15 protein-coding genes are annotated in these 18171 nt (G+C 48.9%); 8 read left to right on the forward strand and 7 right to left on the reverse strand.

The window, feature by feature from the left end; genetic code table 11:
• The first annotated feature begins 357 nt into the window (after positions 1–357).
• On the forward strand, positions 358–2490 hold the full coding sequence (locus tag AC0L4K_RS07455; protein ID WP_473268807.1) for a sensor domain-containing diguanylate cyclase: 2133 nt from the start codon (positions 358–360) through the stop codon (positions 2488–2490).
• On the opposite strand, the gene AC0L4K_RS07460 is transcribed toward AC0L4K_RS07455, so the two are convergent.
• The 4 genes from AC0L4K_RS07460 to AC0L4K_RS07475 are packed head-to-tail and all read right to left on the reverse strand — an operon-like array spanning position 2450 to position 6204.
• Entirely contained in the window at positions 2450–3241 is a 792-nt protein-coding gene (locus AC0L4K_RS07460; RefSeq protein ID WP_417225572.1) for an ABC transporter permease, read from the reverse strand. The genes AC0L4K_RS07455 and AC0L4K_RS07460 overlap by 41 nt on opposite strands.
• A complete protein-coding gene (locus tag AC0L4K_RS07465) occupies positions 3238–3963 on the reverse strand; it encodes an ABC transporter ATP-binding protein (RefSeq protein WP_473268808.1) in 726 nt (241 codons plus the stop codon). Before AC0L4K_RS07465 ends, AC0L4K_RS07460 begins: the two co-directional genes overlap by 4 nt.
• A 12-nt stretch (positions 3964–3975) precedes the next feature.
• On the reverse strand, positions 3976–4959 hold the full coding sequence (locus tag AC0L4K_RS07470) for a YVTN family beta-propeller repeat protein (RefSeq protein ID WP_417225576.1): 984 nt from the start codon (positions 4957–4959) through the stop codon (positions 3976–3978).
• Positions 4960–5001: 42 nt separating this feature from the next.
• Positions 5002–6204, reverse strand: coding sequence for an ABC transporter substrate-binding protein (locus AC0L4K_RS07475; RefSeq protein WP_473268809.1), 1203 nt, complete (start codon positions 6202–6204; stop codon positions 5002–5004).
• A 160-nt stretch (positions 6205–6364) separates the two neighbouring features.
• On the opposite strand from AC0L4K_RS07475, the gene AC0L4K_RS07480 reads away from it, so the two are divergent.
• The 5 genes from AC0L4K_RS07480 (at position 6365) to AC0L4K_RS07500 (ending at position 10959) form a co-directional block, all read left to right on the forward strand.
• Positions 6365–6805 (forward strand): cupredoxin domain-containing protein, encoded by a 441-nt coding sequence (locus AC0L4K_RS07480; RefSeq protein ID WP_473268810.1) that lies wholly within the window; start codon positions 6365–6367, stop codon positions 6803–6805.
• Positions 6806–7256: 451 nt separating this feature from the next.
• Positions 7257–7700: a cytochrome c-550 PedF gene (gene pedF / locus AC0L4K_RS07485; protein ID WP_417225582.1), complete on the forward strand. Its 444-nt coding sequence runs from the start codon at positions 7257–7259 to the stop codon at positions 7698–7700.
• Positions 7701–7712: 12 nt separating this feature from the next.
• The gene (locus AC0L4K_RS07490) at positions 7713–8621 is read left to right on the forward strand and encodes a substrate-binding periplasmic protein (RefSeq protein ID WP_473268811.1); all 909 of its coding nucleotides are present in this window, start codon (positions 7713–7715) and stop codon (positions 8619–8621) included.
• 114 nt (positions 8622–8735) lie between these two features.
• Positions 8736–9020: a hypothetical protein gene (locus AC0L4K_RS07495; protein WP_417225586.1), complete on the forward strand. Its 285-nt coding sequence runs from the start codon at positions 8736–8738 to the stop codon at positions 9018–9020.
• A gap of 175 nt (positions 9021–9195) precedes the next feature.
• Positions 9196–10959 carry a PQQ-dependent methanol/ethanol family dehydrogenase gene (locus AC0L4K_RS07500; protein ID WP_417225588.1) on the forward strand — a complete coding sequence of 588 codons (1764 nt, stop codon included), beginning with the start codon at positions 9196–9198 and terminating at the stop codon, positions 10957–10959.
• Between the two features lie 131 nt (positions 10960–11090).
• Here AC0L4K_RS07500 and AC0L4K_RS07505 read toward each other — a convergent pair whose 3' ends face one another.
• Positions 11091–11927 carry a 23S rRNA (adenine(2030)-N(6))-methyltransferase RlmJ gene (locus AC0L4K_RS07505; protein WP_417225590.1) on the reverse strand — a complete coding sequence of 279 codons (837 nt, stop codon included), beginning with the start codon at positions 11925–11927 and terminating at the stop codon, positions 11091–11093.
• Between the two features lie 358 nt (positions 11928–12285).
• Here AC0L4K_RS07505 and AC0L4K_RS07510 point away from each other — a divergent pair, with 358 nt between their 5' ends.
• On the forward strand, positions 12286–14676 hold the full coding sequence (locus AC0L4K_RS07510; RefSeq protein WP_473268812.1) for a sensor domain-containing diguanylate cyclase: 2391 nt from the start codon (positions 12286–12288) through the stop codon (positions 14674–14676).
• Here the strand turns inward: AC0L4K_RS07510 and AC0L4K_RS07515 are convergent.
• A complete protein-coding gene (locus tag AC0L4K_RS07515; RefSeq protein WP_473268813.1) occupies positions 14657–15565 on the reverse strand; it encodes a LysR family transcriptional regulator ArgP in 909 nt (302 codons plus the stop codon). The two genes, AC0L4K_RS07510 and AC0L4K_RS07515, sit on opposite strands and share 20 nt — an antisense overlap.
• A 152-nt stretch (positions 15566–15717) precedes the next feature.
• Here AC0L4K_RS07515 and AC0L4K_RS07520 point away from each other — a divergent pair, with 152 nt between their 5' ends.
• Entirely contained in the window at positions 15718–16344 is a 627-nt protein-coding gene (locus AC0L4K_RS07520; RefSeq protein WP_417225596.1) for a LysE/ArgO family amino acid transporter, read from the forward strand.
• A 4-nt stretch (positions 16345–16348) separates the two neighbouring features.
• Here the strand turns inward: AC0L4K_RS07520 and AC0L4K_RS07525 are convergent, their stop codons facing one another.
• Positions 16349–17917, reverse strand: a complete 1569-nt coding sequence (locus AC0L4K_RS07525) for a methyl-accepting chemotaxis protein (protein ID WP_473268815.1) — start codon at positions 17915–17917, stop codon at positions 16349–16351.
• Positions 17918–18171: the final 254 nt, after the last annotated feature.

The following is an 18171-nucleotide window of genomic DNA, read 5'->3' on the forward strand; positions in this document are numbered from 1 at the left end:
CAATCATTATTGAGCGACATTGGCAGCATAGAGGTTGATATCACAGCGCTAGTTGATGTCTGCGCTATCATCAATCCGTATACACTATCTCTGATACCATTACACCTGTAGTCGGGGGGAATGGGTATTGGACTATACGCTCAAAAAACCAGTACTAAAGTACTGCTTTTGTGGTTGCTCTGCAAATATTTACCGGGCCTATCTATGCTATGATTCAAGTCAATAATAGTGATTTAGAATTGATTAAAGCGGTTTTTTTAACTATAAAATCAACCTTTTACTCGATATATTGGAATATTGCACCCAAACTGTAAGAGACAGAGCAAAGTGGCTGGAGTGATGTAATGGATCTGAGGCGTGAACAAAATTAAAGACTCAACTCGGTTGCCCACTCAGCTTTTATGGGGGGCGACCTTTATTATTATCCTGCTGTTGGCGACCCAAACGGTTTATTTTTACTTCAACACGCAGTCACGTTACCAGCATCAGCTGGGGTTGCTGCGTGAGAAAATGATTGAAGAGCAGCATAGCCGCTTAGAATCTGAATTGGCGGATGCCCGCTATATGATCGACCAGATGTTTGCTGAGGCCTCCGAGTTACTTGAACGACAGACCAGCAGTCAGACCCAGCAGGCGCTGACGCTGATGAACACACTCTATCAACGTTATCATCAACAGTTGAGTGAAGCTGAGATGAAGGCCATGTTGATTGAGTCACTTCGGGATATCCGCTTTTTTGATGGGCGTGGGTATTTCTTTATCGATGATATGGATGGCACCTTGCTGCTATTGCCAACAGATCCTCAGCAAGAAGGCACCTCGGCCATGGGTTACCGAGATGATAATCGACACGCCATTATGCAGGGTCTGATTCAAGCGGTTTCTAACCCTCAGCGCGCAGGTTTTTCTCATTACCGTTGGTATGCGCCGGGGAATGATACGGTTATGCGGGATAAAGTGGCCCATGTGCGGGTCTTTGAGCCCTATAACTGGATCGTTGGTACCGGGGATTATTTTTATCGTTTTGAAAACGAACTCAAACCGCAAATTTATAACTTTATTCGCAATATTCATTTTGGCCGTACCGGCTATATTGCGCTACTGCATCGTGATGGCCGGTTACTGGCCAGTGGTGCGACGCCCGACCGGGAAGGGCTTAACTATCTCAAGGACCCAGACCCGTTAATCCGTCAAGGTGCTTTGCAGGTCATTGAAACCGCGCGTGAGGGCGGAGGGCTACTCTCTTACGATTGGTATCAAGCGGGTAAGGAAGGCCCAAGTTTGCGTTTGTCGATGGTTGAGCCTATCCGCAACCGTAGCTGGATTCTGGTTGCGGGTATTTATCATGATGAAATGAATGAGCTGTTTTCATCGCAAGAGCGAGAGCTCAATAATGAGATCCAAAAGGATCGACTGCATCAGATGGTAGCGCTGTCTATTATTGGCTTGCTTGCGTTGCTGATTACTTGGACTTACAGCCGTTGGCTGAAGACCCGCTTTAAGCATTATGAAGATGATATCACTCGGCAAAATAATGAGTTACAGGAAGTTGCGGACTCCTTAAAGCTCAACGCTTTGATTGTGGAATCGGCTTATGAAGGGGTCATTGTGTGTGATGCCGATAACCGTATTGTACAGGTGAACGCGGCCTTCACGCGGATTACCGGTTACCGTTCCGATGAAGTGCTTGGGAAGACTCCGGCGGTGTTATCATCGGGGCGGCATGATGAAAGCTTTTATCGAGAGATGTGGCACCACTTGAATACCGAGGGCGTCTGGCGAGGCGAGGTTTGGAGTAAGCGTAAGGATGGGGTGGTTTATCCTGAGTGGTTATCGATTACTGAGAATAAGTACAGCAATGGTGAGGTACAAAACTATATCGCCACTTTTTATGATATTACCCACCTTAAAGATTTGGAGAATAGATTACGCTACTTGGCTGAAACGGATCCGTTAACAGGCTTGGCAAATCGTCGCACATTAATGGACTGTCTCAATCATGATCTGGCGGCACAAAACCGCTATCAGGCTCTCGGTATTGCCCTGTTTTTTATCGATTTGGATCATTTTAAAGCGATCAATGATTGTTATGGGCACGATATTGGCGACTCTTTGTTGATCGAGGTGGCCAGACGTTTGAATAGTTGTCTGCGGGAATCGGATCTACCCTGTCGAGTCGGCGGCGATGAATTTATTTTGATTGTTAAGTTTGAAACGGGTGGCGAAGGGGCGCAGCAGCTGCTGCCACTGTGTCAGCGCCTACTGAATGAATTAATTAAGCCGTTGCGCCTGACGAGCATCGATATTGATATCAGTTGCAGTATGGGAATCGCCGTGAGTGAACAGGGTGATGATGCCTATAGCTTGATGAAGAATGCGGATCAGGCACTCTATAGGGCGAAGCGAGAGGGGCGCGGATGTGCCTGTTTTCATGATGAAGCCCTCAGCGCTACCGTTTACCCATCCCCTGTTGAGGCTGAAACCCCTTAACGGCCAGCACCGAGGCCACCAGTGTTACCAGCGATACGATCACTAACGCTTGGCTGTTCCCCTGTTGATAGAGGGCGAAGCGGATCAGTTCAACACCGTGACTGAACGGGTTCCAGGCACAGATCCAATACAGCCACTCACTGGCTTCCCGCATCTTCCACAATGGGTAGAGTGCAGAGGAAAGGAAAAACATCGGAAAGATAACGAAGTTCATCACCCCAGCGAAGTTTTCCAATTGCTTGATGCGAGCAGAGATAAATAAGCCAATTGCGCTGAGCATCATGGCCACTAAGAGAAACGCTGGCAGCGCGGTAAAATAACCCCACAGTGGCGCTTCAACTCCCCAGAACCAGGCAATCAGCAGAAATCCATACACCTGTAGCAGCGAGATCAGCGAGGTGGCCATCAGTTTCGCTAGTAAGAGAAAAGGGCGTGGCATCGGGCTGACTAATAAGACCCGCATACTGCCCATTTCACGGTCATAGACCATCGATAGAGAACTCTGCATCCCGTTAAATAAAATAATCATGGCGCATAAACCCGGCACGATATACACCTCATAGGTGATGTAGGTTTCATACGGGGCAATAATAGCGATGCCTAGTGCAGCACGAAAACCCGAGGCAAACACTACGAGCCATAGCAGTGGCCGGACGAGGGCGCTAAAGAAGCGTGAGCGTTGTTGTACAAAGCGCAGCAGTTCCCGTTGCAGTAAACCGTTAAAGCAGATAAACGCATCACGAAAAGTCATTCGTTGGCTCCTGTAAGCGTGCGGAATAGGCTGCTGATATCGGCGCACTGATGCTGTTGACACAATTGCTCGGCGGTATCGCTGGCCAGTACTCGCCCTCGAAAGAGAATGGTAACCGGGTCATCGTGCTGTATCTCTTCCATCAGATGGGTGGCCCAGAGGGCGGTGAGTTGCTGTGTTTGGCACAGCGTCCTGATGTGTTGATTAAGGGATTCCCGGGTGGCGGGATCTAGGCCGACGCTGGGTTCATCCAGTAATAGAATGTCTGGTTTGTGTAATAAAGCCCGGGCGATCTCGACCCGGCGGCGATGGCCACCGTTTAAGCTGCGCACCTTGTCGTGCAATCGTTCAGTCAGATCAAATCGAGCCAGTTCGTCGGTCATTCGCGGTAGCGCCTGGCGTTTAGACAGGCCGTGCAGCGCGGCATGATAGTAAAGGTTTTGCGCCACTGTTAGATCGAGGTCTAGGGTGCTTTGCTGAAATACCACCCCGAGTTTGCGCATCACCTGAGCCGGATGCTGGGCGATGCTATGGCCGGCGATGCGAATGTCACCGCTTTGCAAGGCGTATAGCCGTGTCAGTAGGGCAAACAGAGTGCTTTTGCCTGCCCCGTTAGGACCCAATAGGGCGTTAAAACGCCCATCTTTTAGCGACAGGTTAATCTCCTGTAGTGCATTCAGGGCGCCGTAACTGAAACTGAGATTGCAGATTTCGATACTCATGATGTTTGCGGATCAGGGCTTGATCCGGATTCCCCAAGGGTAACGACCCACTTTAATGGATTTAATAACCTTCATCTTATCGATGTCGATAACGGAAACATCACCACTGATACCGTTGGTGGTTAATAGCAGGTTTTGCTTGCTGTTGAAGTCCATATGCCAGACACGGCGACCAACGAGTAGATAATCGAGTACTTCGTAGGTTTTCGCATCAACGACCGCAACATGGTTGGCAGGCCCGAGGGCAATAAACGCATAGCGGCCATCATCGGTTAGCTTGACCCCCACCGGTTGAATCTTATCCGGGTGAATACCGCGGATTTTAAAGTTGAGCTTACGGCTTATTTGGCGGCTGTCGACATCAATAATCGACACGGTGCCGCCGATTTCAGAAGACACCCAGACGATGCTGCCATCTTTATTAAATTCGACATGACGAGGGCGTTGATCGACCAGCGTATTATCGACTAACTCATGGGTGGCGGTATCGATCCAGTGCACCATGTTGGTGGTTTCGCTGGTGCTTAATGCCCATTTACCATCGGGGCTAACCGCCATACCTTCCGGTTCTACGCCGACATCGATCTGGGTAATGACTGCTTGGCTTTCGGTATCGACCACGGTTACCAGCGCATCATCTTCGTTGGCGATGTAGAGGTGATGGTCATCCGGGTGCAGCGCGAACTGTTCGGGGTCTTCGCCGGAGGGGAGTTGGGCAATAATGCTGTGATCATTCAGATCCATTACCTGTACGGTGTCGGAGTCACTGGCACAGATATATAGCTTGGTGCGGTCATGGTTGAAGGTGATACCGCGGGGGCGTTCACCGACATCGATAGTCTCAATAACGCTCATGCTATCCAGATCAATCACCGACAGAGTGTCATCTTTTTCATTTGAGACATAGGCCGTTTCGGCGCTCACCTGATTACAGAGCAGGGCCGCGCTCAGCAAGCTAAGGGTCAGTGGCGGGAGGAGTTTCGTTAACGGTTTCATAGAACAAGTCCTGTTGTTATTTTTGCTCTGCGGCGAACATAGTTAAAGGAACGATACTTTGCAGTTTGATTCAGGCTGATCAAAACCGAGGGTATCTAAATCAGTCACCGGGTGAAGAAAGCCATCCAGCGGTGGTTGTGCTACCAGCGAACGGGGTTGCACCAGAGGAATGGGTTGGCGCAATTGGCCACTCCATTGGCGGTAATTCAGTTTGCGGCCTTTAAAGGCGGCGAGTTGGAAACGCTCAGAGTTGATAAAGTCGAACAGTGTTTTGGCGTCACTCGATTTCGTTTGGGTGACCGCTTCGCCGAGGGTTCTGACAGCCATCCAGGCGGCGTAATCTTTACTGTTCATCCAACGTTGCGACTGTGCTTGAAAACGGCTTTGTAGTTGTGCAGCGCCCCATTGCTCAACCACACGGTGCCATGCTACTGGGGTGAGTCCTTGAGTGCCCGCCACGGGCCGTGGATACCAGGTGTTGTACATGACATATTCACCAAAATCACCTCGCTCATCGGCGACAACCACCAGATCATATTCATCTGTTTGAGTAAACAGGGGCAGTTCCCGTTGCGCCGTGCGGCGTAGATCGGTATCAAAGTCCCAGGTTTTTTCGGCGACAATCGTGAGGCCAAAACGCTTGGCGCTGCGTTTTAGTGCCTCGGTGTAGGCGAGGTCTTCCGGCTGTGAGCCTTTGATCAGTAACCAGCGTTTTAAGCGTCGGGCGTTGCTCCATTGACTTAGCGCATCCGTCAACATGGCGCGGCTGGGTAGGGTGTGCAGAGTGTTTTTCAGGCAGGCTTGGGTGCGCAGCTGATCATCATAACTACCGGCATTGAGGACGATAGCGTGGTATTTCAGCGCGAGCTGATTAATGGCGAGCAGTTGTGATGTCGGTAGGTCGGTAATCAGTAGGCGAAGCCCCTCTGCAAACCATTGCTGGACAATCTGTTGGGTTTGCTCTGGGCTGTCGGCGAGCTTCGATATCAAGGTGTAGTGCTGTTTGAGAAAGCGGCCGGTGGTGTTGTTATCTTTTAAGCCCAATTCCGCGCCGGCAAAACCCCGGTTGGCAGGCTCGGGTAACAAGTTTGATAGAACCGGGCCTTGGTCGGGATGATAGGCGATAAAGCCTACCCGAATCTCTTGTACGGCTTTTTTATCCGTGGCCGCCAATGCCGAAAGGCTGATGATAGGCCCTAATAATACAGCGGCGATGAAAGCGATAAGTCGTTTGGGTGTACGCATATGAATAACTCTTTTATCTAATACATCCAGCATAGGGGCTAGTGAATCAGGGTTAAATATGTAGAAAGTACCGATCAATTAGTTCTGAAGTACTATTTTGTCAAAACAGGATCCGCTTAGTATGAATAGAAAGAATGGTAACGATCAGAGGAGTAGGGCAATGATGCGAAGGATGATGAGTGCAATGGCGGTGACGGGTGTGGTCGCATCGTTAGCGTTGAGTGGTAACGTGTTAGCGCAAGGCGATTTGACCCGCAAGCCACAAAAATTGCCGGAGCTATTGATGGGCAGTGAAGAAAGCGATTACAGCCTGTCGAACAAAACCTATGCGCTGGAAACCGGTAAAGCCTATCGCTTAGAGATCGTTGCCAGTGGTTTGAAACCCTATGCTTTGCGGGCACCTGAATTTTTCTCCTCGATTTATCTGCGTAAGATTGAAGCCGGTGGTATGGAGATTAAAGCGGCCAGCCTGATTGAACTTGAGTTTGAAGACGAGGGGACTGCGGAAATCTTTTTTGTCCCGATTAAGCCGGGCACCTTTGAGTTTTATATCCAAGGGCTCAGACAGAAAGGGATGGAAGGGGTGTTTGTTGTTAAGTAAGTTCCGTCTATAGCGGGTCTTCTATAGCAACAGCAACAGCAACAGCAATAGCAATAGCAAGTGCCGCTCGCGCAGACATAAGCGCTGCGGTTTTTCTTTGAGGCCTGTTTAGGCCTCACATCGTTTTTACTAAATTTATCGAGACCTTTTGGGGCCTTTTATTCCGCTCAATTAATCACCTAACGTCGCCTGTATGCTGTTGATTGGTATCTAGTGAGTTTTTCTAAGTGATTATTTTTACAGTAAATTTAATCGGCTACACCATACTTATCGGTGCTGATCATCTTAGTACCAAGGTACTAGTTCTTCGACACCAAAGCAGAATTCTTGGTCTTTACTTTCCGTTCTATTATTTCACCCATAGCGATCCCCGTTCTTTCCTGCTGATTAAACAGGCTAAAGCCGGGTGATTCAGAATTTTAAAAAAACTCTAATAAGACTGGTGATGTTAATGAAAATGCCAACTAAAACTCTGGGCGCTGTCGCTGCGGGTACTCTTTCTATGCTGCTATCGGTTCAAGTGATGGCTCACGGTGATGTGACGCCGCAGTCAGTCGATACCCACGAACTTAAATCGTTAGGTGAAGAATGGTTGGATGAAAACCCTTATGGCGAAGATTATGAAAATCATGCGGTCGCCGTTGAGATTGGCTTTTCAGCTTACACTCAAAACTGTGCCCGGTGTCATGGACTCGAAGCTATTTCCGGCGGTATCGCACCAGATCTGCGTTATTTAGAGCCCGGTATTGAAGGTGATGAATGGTTTAAATATCGCGTCATTAACGGTGCTGTACGAGATGGTCGGGTTTATATGCCGAAGATGGCGGATTACCTGAATCAGGAAGCGCTGTGGGCGATTCGTGCTTGGTTAGAAACTGTTGCAACCACTGAATAAAAGGAGCCGCTGATGCGCTTACTTGCCCTGTTAGCTGTATTTGCCCTGAGTTGGACCGGTACGGCTCAGGCGCGGTATTTCGATGATGTGATCGCCAGTGGTGTTATTTACATTGGCGCTTACAAAGATTTTCCGCCGTATTCATTTCTCGATGAACAAGGCGAGCCTGCCGGCGTGGATATCGAGATTGGTCGGCGCATCGCGAAAGCCTTTGATCTGAAAATGGAGGTGCATTGGATTACCCCGGATGAAAATCTGGAAGATGACCTGCGCAATAATGTCTGGAAAGGGCATTACCTCGATAAAGATGATGAAAACCCCTTAGCAATGAAACACTTGGCCGATGTGATGATGCGTGTTCCCTATGATCGGGAGTATGCCTTTAAACGCGACGCTGAAGGGCTACTGATTAATGATCAAGTGGTGTTATTTGGTCCCTATCAGCGCGAGCGTTGGCAGGTTGCCTTTGATAGTGAAAAGCTCAAACGGGTAGCGACCGTTGCGGTATTTCAGTATCACCCGGTGGGGGTTGAAATTGATAGTTTGCCCGATTTTTATCTTACTTCCGCTTTTGGTGGTCGGATGCGTAAGAACACAATCCATTATTTCAATAATAGTGAGGCTTTCGCGGCGATGTTGGCTGGCAAAGTGGATGCCGTGATGGGTATGCGCGGGGAAGTCGAGTGGCAGATCGGTCGACATGCTAATCCCCGTTACCAGCTAGCTGAGAATGGTTTCCCCTCGATGGGTAAGCAGCAGTGGGATATCGGTATGGCGGTGTCACAACGTTATCGACAACTCGGTAATGAGGTCGATGTGGTGGTGGAAAAGCTGATTCGCCAAGGTGAAATTGAAAAAATATATGCCGATTATAAGCTGCGTTATGAGTTACCCGGGTTATACCAGGATGTTGCCCAGTAACTCGTTTAACCGGCTGTCTTGTAGCTGACATTCAGATGACGTCCACCGCTGTGGGCTGTATTGCAGAGGTTAAAGGTGTTTCAGAAAGGTTCATCAGAAGAAGGGAGCTCTGTCATGATTACTGCAATGCCTGAGCTGACGCCGGTGCTAAAGGCGGACTGTCAGCTCTATTTTGACGGCCAACATAATCGCTGGGTGCTTAAAGCGCCGCAACAATTGGTTTTTCCCGACCAGCTGACATTGATAACGCTGCAGGCCTGCGATGGTATTTGCAGTGCCGCTCAGATCGCCCGTTCGCTGGCGAGTTTTTCCGATTTAAATAATGTCTCAGAGTTCGATGTACTCGATGTATTAGAAGAGTTTGAACGGCGCGGTTTTCTCTCGGTGATCAACAGCTGAGTGACTGGACCATCGTGTTAAAGCAGGTATTACTACTAAGTAAGTATAAAACTCATTCTCCCGGTTAATTGTTGGGAAAGGTGCAAATTTACAAAATAGACAGCAAGTCTGGGGCTTATTGCTCAGCCTTGTTGAGAGTCGAAAATAAGAACATCCTTAATTAAGGAGCATTGCAATGAAGAAGTTCAGCGGCAGTTTTGCTGTAACAGCGCTGGTAGCAGCAATGTCGGTATCGGGCCTGAGTCAGGCGACAGTCACCGATAAAGACATTATGCAAGATCAAACGACAGTCGAAGATGTAGTATCCAACGGTTTGGGCCCGCGCGGACAGCGCTATAGTCCGTTGGATATGATCAATACGGATACTGTGAAAGATATGCGTCCGGTTTGGTCTTTCTCTTTTGGTGGAGAGAAGCAGCGGGGGCAAGAATCCCAGCCGATGGTTAAAGATGGTGTGATGTATGTCACCGCGTCTTATTCTCGGGTATTTGCCGTCGACACCAAAACCGGCGATGAGTTGTGGGAATACAATGCCCGTCTACCCGATGGCATCATGCCATGCTGTGACGTCATAAACCGGGGTGTTGCCCTGTATGAAAATCTGGTGATCTTTGGAACACTGGATGCCAAACTGGTGGCGTTAGACGCTAAGACCGGTAAGGTGAAGTGGAAAAAAACCGTCGCCGACTACAAAGAAGGCTACTCGATTACCGCTGCGCCTATGATTGTTAATGGCAAAGTGATCACCGGTGTGTCTGGTGGTGAGTTCGGTATCGTCGGTAAAGCGGAAGCGTACGATGCCAAGACCGGTAAGATTCTCTGGAGCCGTCCGACCGTTGAAGGTCATATGGGCTACATCTGGAAAGATGGTAAGAAAATCGAAAACGGTATTTCCGGTGGTAAAGCGGGTCAAACTTGGCCTGGCGATCTTTGGAAGAGTGGTGGCGCAGCCACATGGCTAGGTGGCACCTACGATCCTGAAACCAACTTGATGTTTATCGGAACGGGTAACCCTGCACCGTGGAACTCACATATGCGTCCAGGTGATAACCTGTTCTCCTCTTCACGTTTGGCGATCGATCCTGATACCGGCAAAATTGTCTGGCATTTCCAGACCACACCTCATGACGGTTGGGATTACGATGGGGTCAACGAACTGATTTCGTTTGACTATAAAGAGGGCGGTAAAACCGTTAAAGCAGCGGCAACCGCTGACCGTAATGGCTTTATGTATGTCTTAAACCGTACCAACGGTGACTTTATTCGTGGCTTCCCCTTTGTTGACGAGATCACTTGGGCTAAAGGGCTCGATCAGAAGGGCCGTCCAGTGTATGACGATAACTATCGTCCGGGTAATCCAACTGCCGATAAAGATGGCAAAAAAGGCTCTGTCGTCCGTGCTGTTCCTGCTTTCTTAGGGGGTAAGAACTGGATGCCGATGGCCTATAGTCAGCAGACAGAGTTGTTCTATGTGCCGTCTAACGAATGGGCAATGGACATCTGGAATGAGCCGACTGCGTATAAGAAAGGCGCGGCCTATTTAGGTGCCGGCTTTACCATTAAACCGTTGAAAGAGTCTCATATCGGTGTACTTCGGGCAATGGATCCGAAAACCGGTAAAGAAGTTTGGCGTTATCAGAACTATGCGCCGCTTTGGGGTGGTGTGCTGACAACGGCGGGTAACTTGGTCTTCATCGGTACGCCAGAAGGCTATCTGAAAGGCTTTGATGCTAAAACAGGGGAGCTGAAATATCAGTTCAACACCGGTTCCGGTATTGTCGGTTCACCGATTACTTGGAAACAGGATGGCGAACAGTTCCTATCTGTTGTCTCTGGCTGGGGTGGTGCAGTACCACTGTGGGGCGGTGAAGTGGCTAAGCGAGTTAAACATCTGAACCAAGGTGGTTCTGTGTGGACCTTCAAGCTACCTAAGTCTTAATCGCAAACGCCTTAACTAAAAAGGCCGATGCTTGCGCATCGGCCTTTTTTTGTTTGTCTTGCCATCGCGTAGGATCGCTGCTGGCGATGCTACGATTTTTTCCATGAGCGTATGCTGCTCAATCGAGCGCTTTATTCGGGGACCAGAATATCGCAGCTAGAAAATGCTCCTTTGCCCTCATCGAGTGCGTCTGCGAGTTCTGGCAGTAACGATTTCATGGATGTGAACAGCGTCCAAGGCGGATTAATCACAATCATGCCTGAAGCGGTCATGCCATGTTCTTGAGAGTCAGGCTCTAGCCCTAACTCAAAGCGTTGAATATTGCGAATACCACTGTTGATAAACAATTTTTCCAGTTTCCGGATGCGGTGACGTTCCACCACCGGATACCAAAGCGCATAAGTACCGGTAGCGAATTTCTTGTGGGCGTGTTTCAGGGTTTTGAACACCTGATCATAATCGCTCTTCATCTCATAAGAGGGATCCATCAGTATCAGCGCCCGGCGTGATGCAGGCGGAAGCAAGGAGAGTAGGCCCGCGAGACTGTCCTGATTTAACACCTTGATACGCCGATTAGCACGGGTATTTTTGCTTAGCAGATTAAAATCGGTGGGATGTAGCTCGTACAGTGTCGCTTTGTCTTGGGGGCGCATAAAATGGCTTGCGATTAATGGCGAGCCGGGATAAAAACGTAACGGCCCATTTGGGTTACAGGCGTTGATTGCAGCAAAGTAAGCGCTAAGGCTAGGCCAATCCGACGCTGTGAGTTTGCCAATTCCGTTGCTGTACTCGCCCAGCTTTTCAGCATGCTCTGATCGCAGGTCATATAATCCCGCCCCTGCATGGGTATCGATATAGTCAAATGGCTTATCTTTTTTTATCAGGTGTTCGAGTATCTCTGTGAGCACAATGTGCTTGAGAAGGTCGGCAAAGTTGCCTGCATGGAAAGAGTGTCGATAACTTAGCAAAACAGCGTCCTGATCAGATGGGAATAATGGGTGCAGACTATCGGTTTATTCAGCGGTGGGGTCAAGGGATAGGGCAAATAATTTAGCCAAGGCGGTCATGATGAGCATGTTGTGTTGTGCATTCCGAGTTGATTGATAACGCGGTGCTGATGAGATTGTCATAGTGCCTTTAAGTTCAGCATTTACTCTGCCTGTTTGATGTGCAAGGTTATGCTATACATCATGGTTTTTGCTTGTTAAAAGTGCATCTCAGTGTCAGGATAAAGTTAAGCGTGGAGAGTGTCGCGCAATCCAAAAATACATGGCGTTAAGTTGCTGTCTGACGTCGCTCATGTGGGCTTAAACTATGTTAGCTGGGATGAAGAAGTTTTTTCTCAATCGAAGCAAATTACTGATGCTGGTCGCAGGCATTATCTGTGCCTTGCTTAGCATCATTACCTACCAATACAGTGCGTCGATTGAGAGTGATGTTTTACAGGCCGAAGTGGTTAGAGCGGGGGTTGAGCAGCGGCTAAAATTACAAAACGATATTAGTCGTACGGTTGAGTTACTTGACACTGTGGGCAATTTTGTTTCCCAAACGAATAACCTTAATCGTGAGTCATTCGCGGTATTGACCCGGCCCATTATTCGCAATCATCCGGAGCTGTGGGCTATTCACTGGGTGCCTTATATTCGCGGCAATGATAGGGCCGCATTCGAACAAACCTTAGCTTATGAAGGCTTTCCTGACGGAATCACTGCGCTGAATGCCGCCGATAATAGTGTCTATCGGGCCCCCTTAGGGGATGAGTATTACCCTATTTTATATTCCGAGCCGCTAGAACGAAGCCACGTCACCATCGGTTTTAACACCTATTCTCGAGATGTTAACGCAGAGGTTATTGATGCCTTGGCCTATAGTCATGAGCGCTACTTAGGGACAGACCCTTTCTATCTGTTTTCAGATCTCTCTAATGTGTTATCGCTGAGTTATTATCGTCCGGTTTACGATGAAGCACCGTTAGCGTCTGGCCGATTGAGAGGTTATGTCCTCGCGCTGATTCAACCACAGGTTTTATTAGAGAACGTATCATCGATCGATTCAGAGGCGATGATGCGGTTGTATGATGTCACCGACGGCGAGCTCGGTGAGGTTGCGACGACGGCACCGTCGAGTGTTGAAACTCCGGCAATTTCCTATCGTTCTGAATTCAGCGTGATGGGGCGTAATTGGTTGTTGGAAGTATGGAATGACCGGCTGCAACCGGAGCATAAGCAGAGCGCGGCGCAATGGGTGCTAATTTTCGGTTTGCTGTTAACCCTGTTACTGGTTTTTATTCTGTTCTGGTTAGCCAAAACACACCGCCAGATTTTACTTGAGCGGGACCGTGCGCAGAGTTATCTCGATACGGTTGAAACCATTATGCTGCTGCTTAACCCTCAGGGTGAAATCCAGATGATTAACCGTAAAGGTAGCGAGGTGTTGGGTATCAATATCGCTAACTTGTTGGGGAAAAACTGGTTCGCTAGTCAGATGCTGGTTGATTATGAGGAGGAGCGCAAGAGTTTTGAGGCGTTGTTTAATCGCGAGTGCCCGATCTCCGGATTCTATAAAAGTGAGAGTAAAGTGCGGGGGCGTGATGGCGAGTTACGGTTGATCACGTGGCGTAACCGGCTGCGCTTTGATGAGGCTGGTCAAGTTGTCGGGGTGTTGTGTGCCGGGGTGGATATAACCGAGCAGCGCCAATCAGAATTACTCGATAGGTTACGTAGTCACGCGATGGAGGCGACCCTACAGGGTGAGTCACTGAGTTATGTGTTGGATCTGTTGGTCAAGGGTATAGAAACCCAAACCCCCGGAGCACTCTGTTCCGTATTGTTGTTGGATGATTCTGGACAATACTTATCTCGCGGTGCCGCACCTTCCTTGCCGGACAGTTATTTTAAGATGATTGATGGACTGCAGATCGGCGAGGGGGTGGGTTCCTGTGGTACGGCGGCCTTCCGGCGTGAGCGGGTGGTGGTCGAAGATATTGAAACACACCCATTTTGGGCTGACTTTAAGCAGGTTGCATTGGAGTGTAATCTTCGTAGCTGCTGGTCGGAGCCGATTTTTGGTCGCAAAAGACGACTGATCGGAATCTTTAGTATCTATCATCAGTTTGTTTCTAAACCATCGCGTGCCGACCTTGAATTGACGGAAAGCATGTCCTCTTTTATCAGTCTTTTGGTCGAGGAGTTTCAGGCGGAAGCGACTCTCAAAAGAATGGCGAATACCGATGAGCTCACCGGTTTAAACAATCGTCGTAAGTTGTTTGATGATCTAGAAACCGAGTTTCAGCGTGCTAAACGCTATGGACGGCCCTTTAGCCTGTGCATGTTGGATCTCGATTTCTTTAAAAAGATTAACGACCAATATGGCCATGATGCCGGTGATCAGGTGCTTAAAGCGGTGGCACAGGCCATTAGCCTATCACTGCGTGAAAATGATATGTGTGGGCGTATCGGTGGCGAAGAGTTTACCATTCTCTTGCCCGATACCGCGCTCGACAGTGCCGCGGTGTTTGCTGAACGGCTACGTCAGCATGTTGAGGCGTTATCGATCTCCCTCGATGATGGTCAACAGGTGACGCTGACCTGTTCTATCGGTGTCGCGGAATATAGTGAGCACTTTCAAAAGGCGACCGAACTGCTCTCCTGTGCTGACCAGCGTTTATATCATGCTAAGGCCAATGGCCGTAACCGTATTAGCATTGAGGCGACGTAAGCGATTGCTGCAGGTGTAATTGGCAGTAACTGATCAGTTGCTCGGTAAGTTGCTGGCTGGTTTGGCTGGCCAAGTTCCAACTGTGCCAGTACAACGGTACTTCGAGAACATTACCTGGGGAAATCTCTGTTACAGCACCGGCGTCTAACAGTGATTGCATCTGTAAATCGGGCACCATGCCCCAAGCAAAACCCCGCTTGATGAGTTCGCTAAAGGCTTCGGAAGAGGGCACCCGGTGACGTTGGTAATCCAAGGTATCCGGGTAATATTGACTGATAAAACGATTCTGCAGAGCATCTTTTTCGTTGTATTCAACCGCCGGAGCTTTTGCTAAGGTTTCGCTGCTGACACCCTCTGCAAAGTACCGCTCAATATAAGCAGGGCTGGCCAATGCGAGATAGCGACTCACCCCTAGCAGCACCGCGCTACTGCCCTGTAGTGGTTTACTGCTGGCGCTGATACAGCCTTGCACATCGCCTTGGCGTAGCAGTAAATGGGTTTGATCCTGATCATCTACTCGCAAGTCCAGCAGGATGGGGCTTTGCTCCATCACCGGTTGCAGGGCATCCATAAACCAGGTCGCAAGAGAATCAGCATTAAGGCCGATGGTCAGCCGGGTAAAGCCATCTTGCTGGGCATTGTGTAGGTTTGCTAATAACTCATTCTGCAATAGGCTGACCTGATGATAATGGCGTTGTAGCTGTTGCCCAGCATCGGTGAGTCGTAATGGTTGGCTTCGCACTAACAAGAGTAATCCGGCGGCCTCTTCCAATTGTTTGATGCGTTGGGAGATTGCGGACTGGGTGAGAAACAGTCGTTTGGCGGCGCGATCAAAGCTTTGCTCTTCAATAACCGTGGCTAGCGCCTGAAGCTGGCGATAATCAAACATAGCATCTCGCATGATTAGGTGAGGATGAGGGCCATATGGCGGCATTAGAAATTCTAATGAAATATAAATATTATTAGTTTTACTTACCTGTGTCGAATGCTTACGCTGTGCCGATCCTTGTTTCGTAAACTTATTTCGGACTGAAAATTGTTATGTTGTTATCCATTCCTGCCCCCTTTATGACCGGTTTAGCGACGAGCGCTGGATTAATTATGGCGATTGGTGCGCAGAATGCATTTGTGCTTAGTCAGGGCGTGCGGCGGGAATATCATTGGCCGATCGCAGGGCTGTGTAGTTTGCTTGATGCGATATTGATAATGGCCGGGATCTCCGGGATGGGGATCTTGATTAGTCAATCGGCGTTGTTGTTACAGTTCATTACCTGGGCGGGTGGGGCATTTCTGTTGTGGTATGGGGCGAATGCATTACGCTCTGCACTGCGCAGTGAGTCGCTCAAGGTGTCGGTGAATCAGTTTGCCAATCTCCGTTCGGCATTGTTGGCGACATTGGCGCTGAGCCTGCTGAACCCCCACGTCTATTTAGATACGGTGGTATTACTGGGCAGTATCGGTGGGCGCTATGTTGAACAGGAACGGTATTGGTTTGGTGCCGGCGCAGCATTGTTCTCCTTTATTTGGTTTTTTGCCCTCAGTTTGGGCGCGCGCTGGCTGGCACCTCTGTTTCGCAAACCCATCAGTTGGCGCATTCTGGATGGCTCGGTGTGCATTATGATGTGGACGCTGGCAGCCTTATTGTTGACAGGCAATCTCAGCGCCTGATTGATTAACGCCGCTGATTCATTTTATGGTTAACGATTTGTGACAGGTCGGAGACCAGTCGGGCTAGGTTATCAATTGTCTCATTGGTATTGGTAATCGACGCTTTATTATTATCGGAAATATCCCGAATAGAGATAATATTGTGGCTAAGGCTCTCGGCTGTATCTTTTTGCTCATCGGCGGCCAGTGCAATCTGTTGGCTTTGATCTGAGATCTGATCCAGTGATTGCGTCAGTTGATCAAACGCCTGTCCTGCGGTTTCAGCTTTGTTAATGCTTTCTTTCACCTGACTATGGGTTTTACTCATGGTTTCTGAGGTGCTGTGAACCTGCATTTGCACCGCTCCGATACTGTGTTTTATCTGCTCGGTCGCTTTCTGTGTGCGAATGGCTAATTCTCGTACTTCATTGGCCACCACCGCAAAACCACGCCCATGATCACCGGCTCTGGCCGCTTCAATCGCAGCATTGAGTGCCAACAGGTTCGTTTGGCTGGTGATATCGTTGATCAGCGTGGTGATATGGCCAATCTCTTCAGTTTGGACATGTAGCTGTTCCGATTGGTTTGAGGCTTGATTGATCTCTTCAGCGAGAACTTCAATGGTTTGCAGCATATCGTTGATGATGGTTCTGCCCGTTTGTGCATCTTGGGCGGCTTGATGGGTGACCTCGGATGTGCGGGAGGTGTTTTCAGCCACATTTTGAGATGAAGATGCCATCTGGGTACTGGCAGAGGCCAGCATATCGCTTTCCATGTTTTGCTTATCAATACCGCAGGTGGTCTGGCTCAAGCTGTCATGGGTGATATCCATCACTTCTCTGAGCGTGAATATCGCATCTTCGACACGACCGGTGACGGTCGACAATTTTGCTTGCAGCAGATCGATAGCAATATTGGCGGCGCCAATTTCATCCATGCTGCCGCTGATTACCTGTTGTGACAGCGGGTTGTCATAGATTGCATTGGACTGTTTAAGAAGCTGTTGGAGTGGTTTAAGTTGCCAGTAGCACAGGCCGGTGATAGCGGCGGTGATAGCACCGGATACCAGTAGCTGTTGGAGCATGCTAAGGGGGACAATGTTTACTAATGATAATGCGGCTAAACCTGAAAATACGGTACCCAGCAGTCGATGACGCAGACTATGGCGCGCGAGGGATAAGCGCTTTGGGTTCGCACGGATCTGACTATAGAGGTTTTGTGCGTGTTGTTTAATATCATCCGGCAGTCGGGTTCGCACCGATTGATAGCCAATTTTAATACCGTCTTGGTCATACAGTGGTGTGACATACGCTAACACCCAGTAAAAATCACCATTTTTACAGCGGTTCTTGATCGCGCCTAACCAGGGCTTATCTGTTTTGAGATTATTCCATAGATCGGCAAACGCAGCGGCGGGCATGTCGGGATGTCGGACAATATTGTGGGGTTTGCCAAACAGTTCATCGCGACTAAAACCCGAGATATCGATAAAGTTCTGGTTGGCATAGGTAATACTACCAGAGAGCGACGTGGTGGAGATTAAACGACAGGCTTCTGGAACATCCCGCTCCCTTTTGCGGTGACTATCATCCATACAAAAAAACCTCTAATCCATTAATGATGATTACAGCCCTCCTCATGCAGCGAATAGCAGTGCTACTTAAGTTAGAACCTAAAATCCATGTTAGTTGTGGGGTTTGCTTACAGGGCGCTAAGTATACACCCTGAAACACGTAAATAAACCCGGCCATAAACTTTGTGCTAGAGGCTTTAAAACTAGTACTAAATAACTAATTTATCAGTCCCAAGGAGGCATAGGTAAAAAACCGCACCCTTAGCTACTATGTA

The sequence above is a fragment of the Amphritea sp. GJ51-11 genome, from assembly GCF_055808735.1.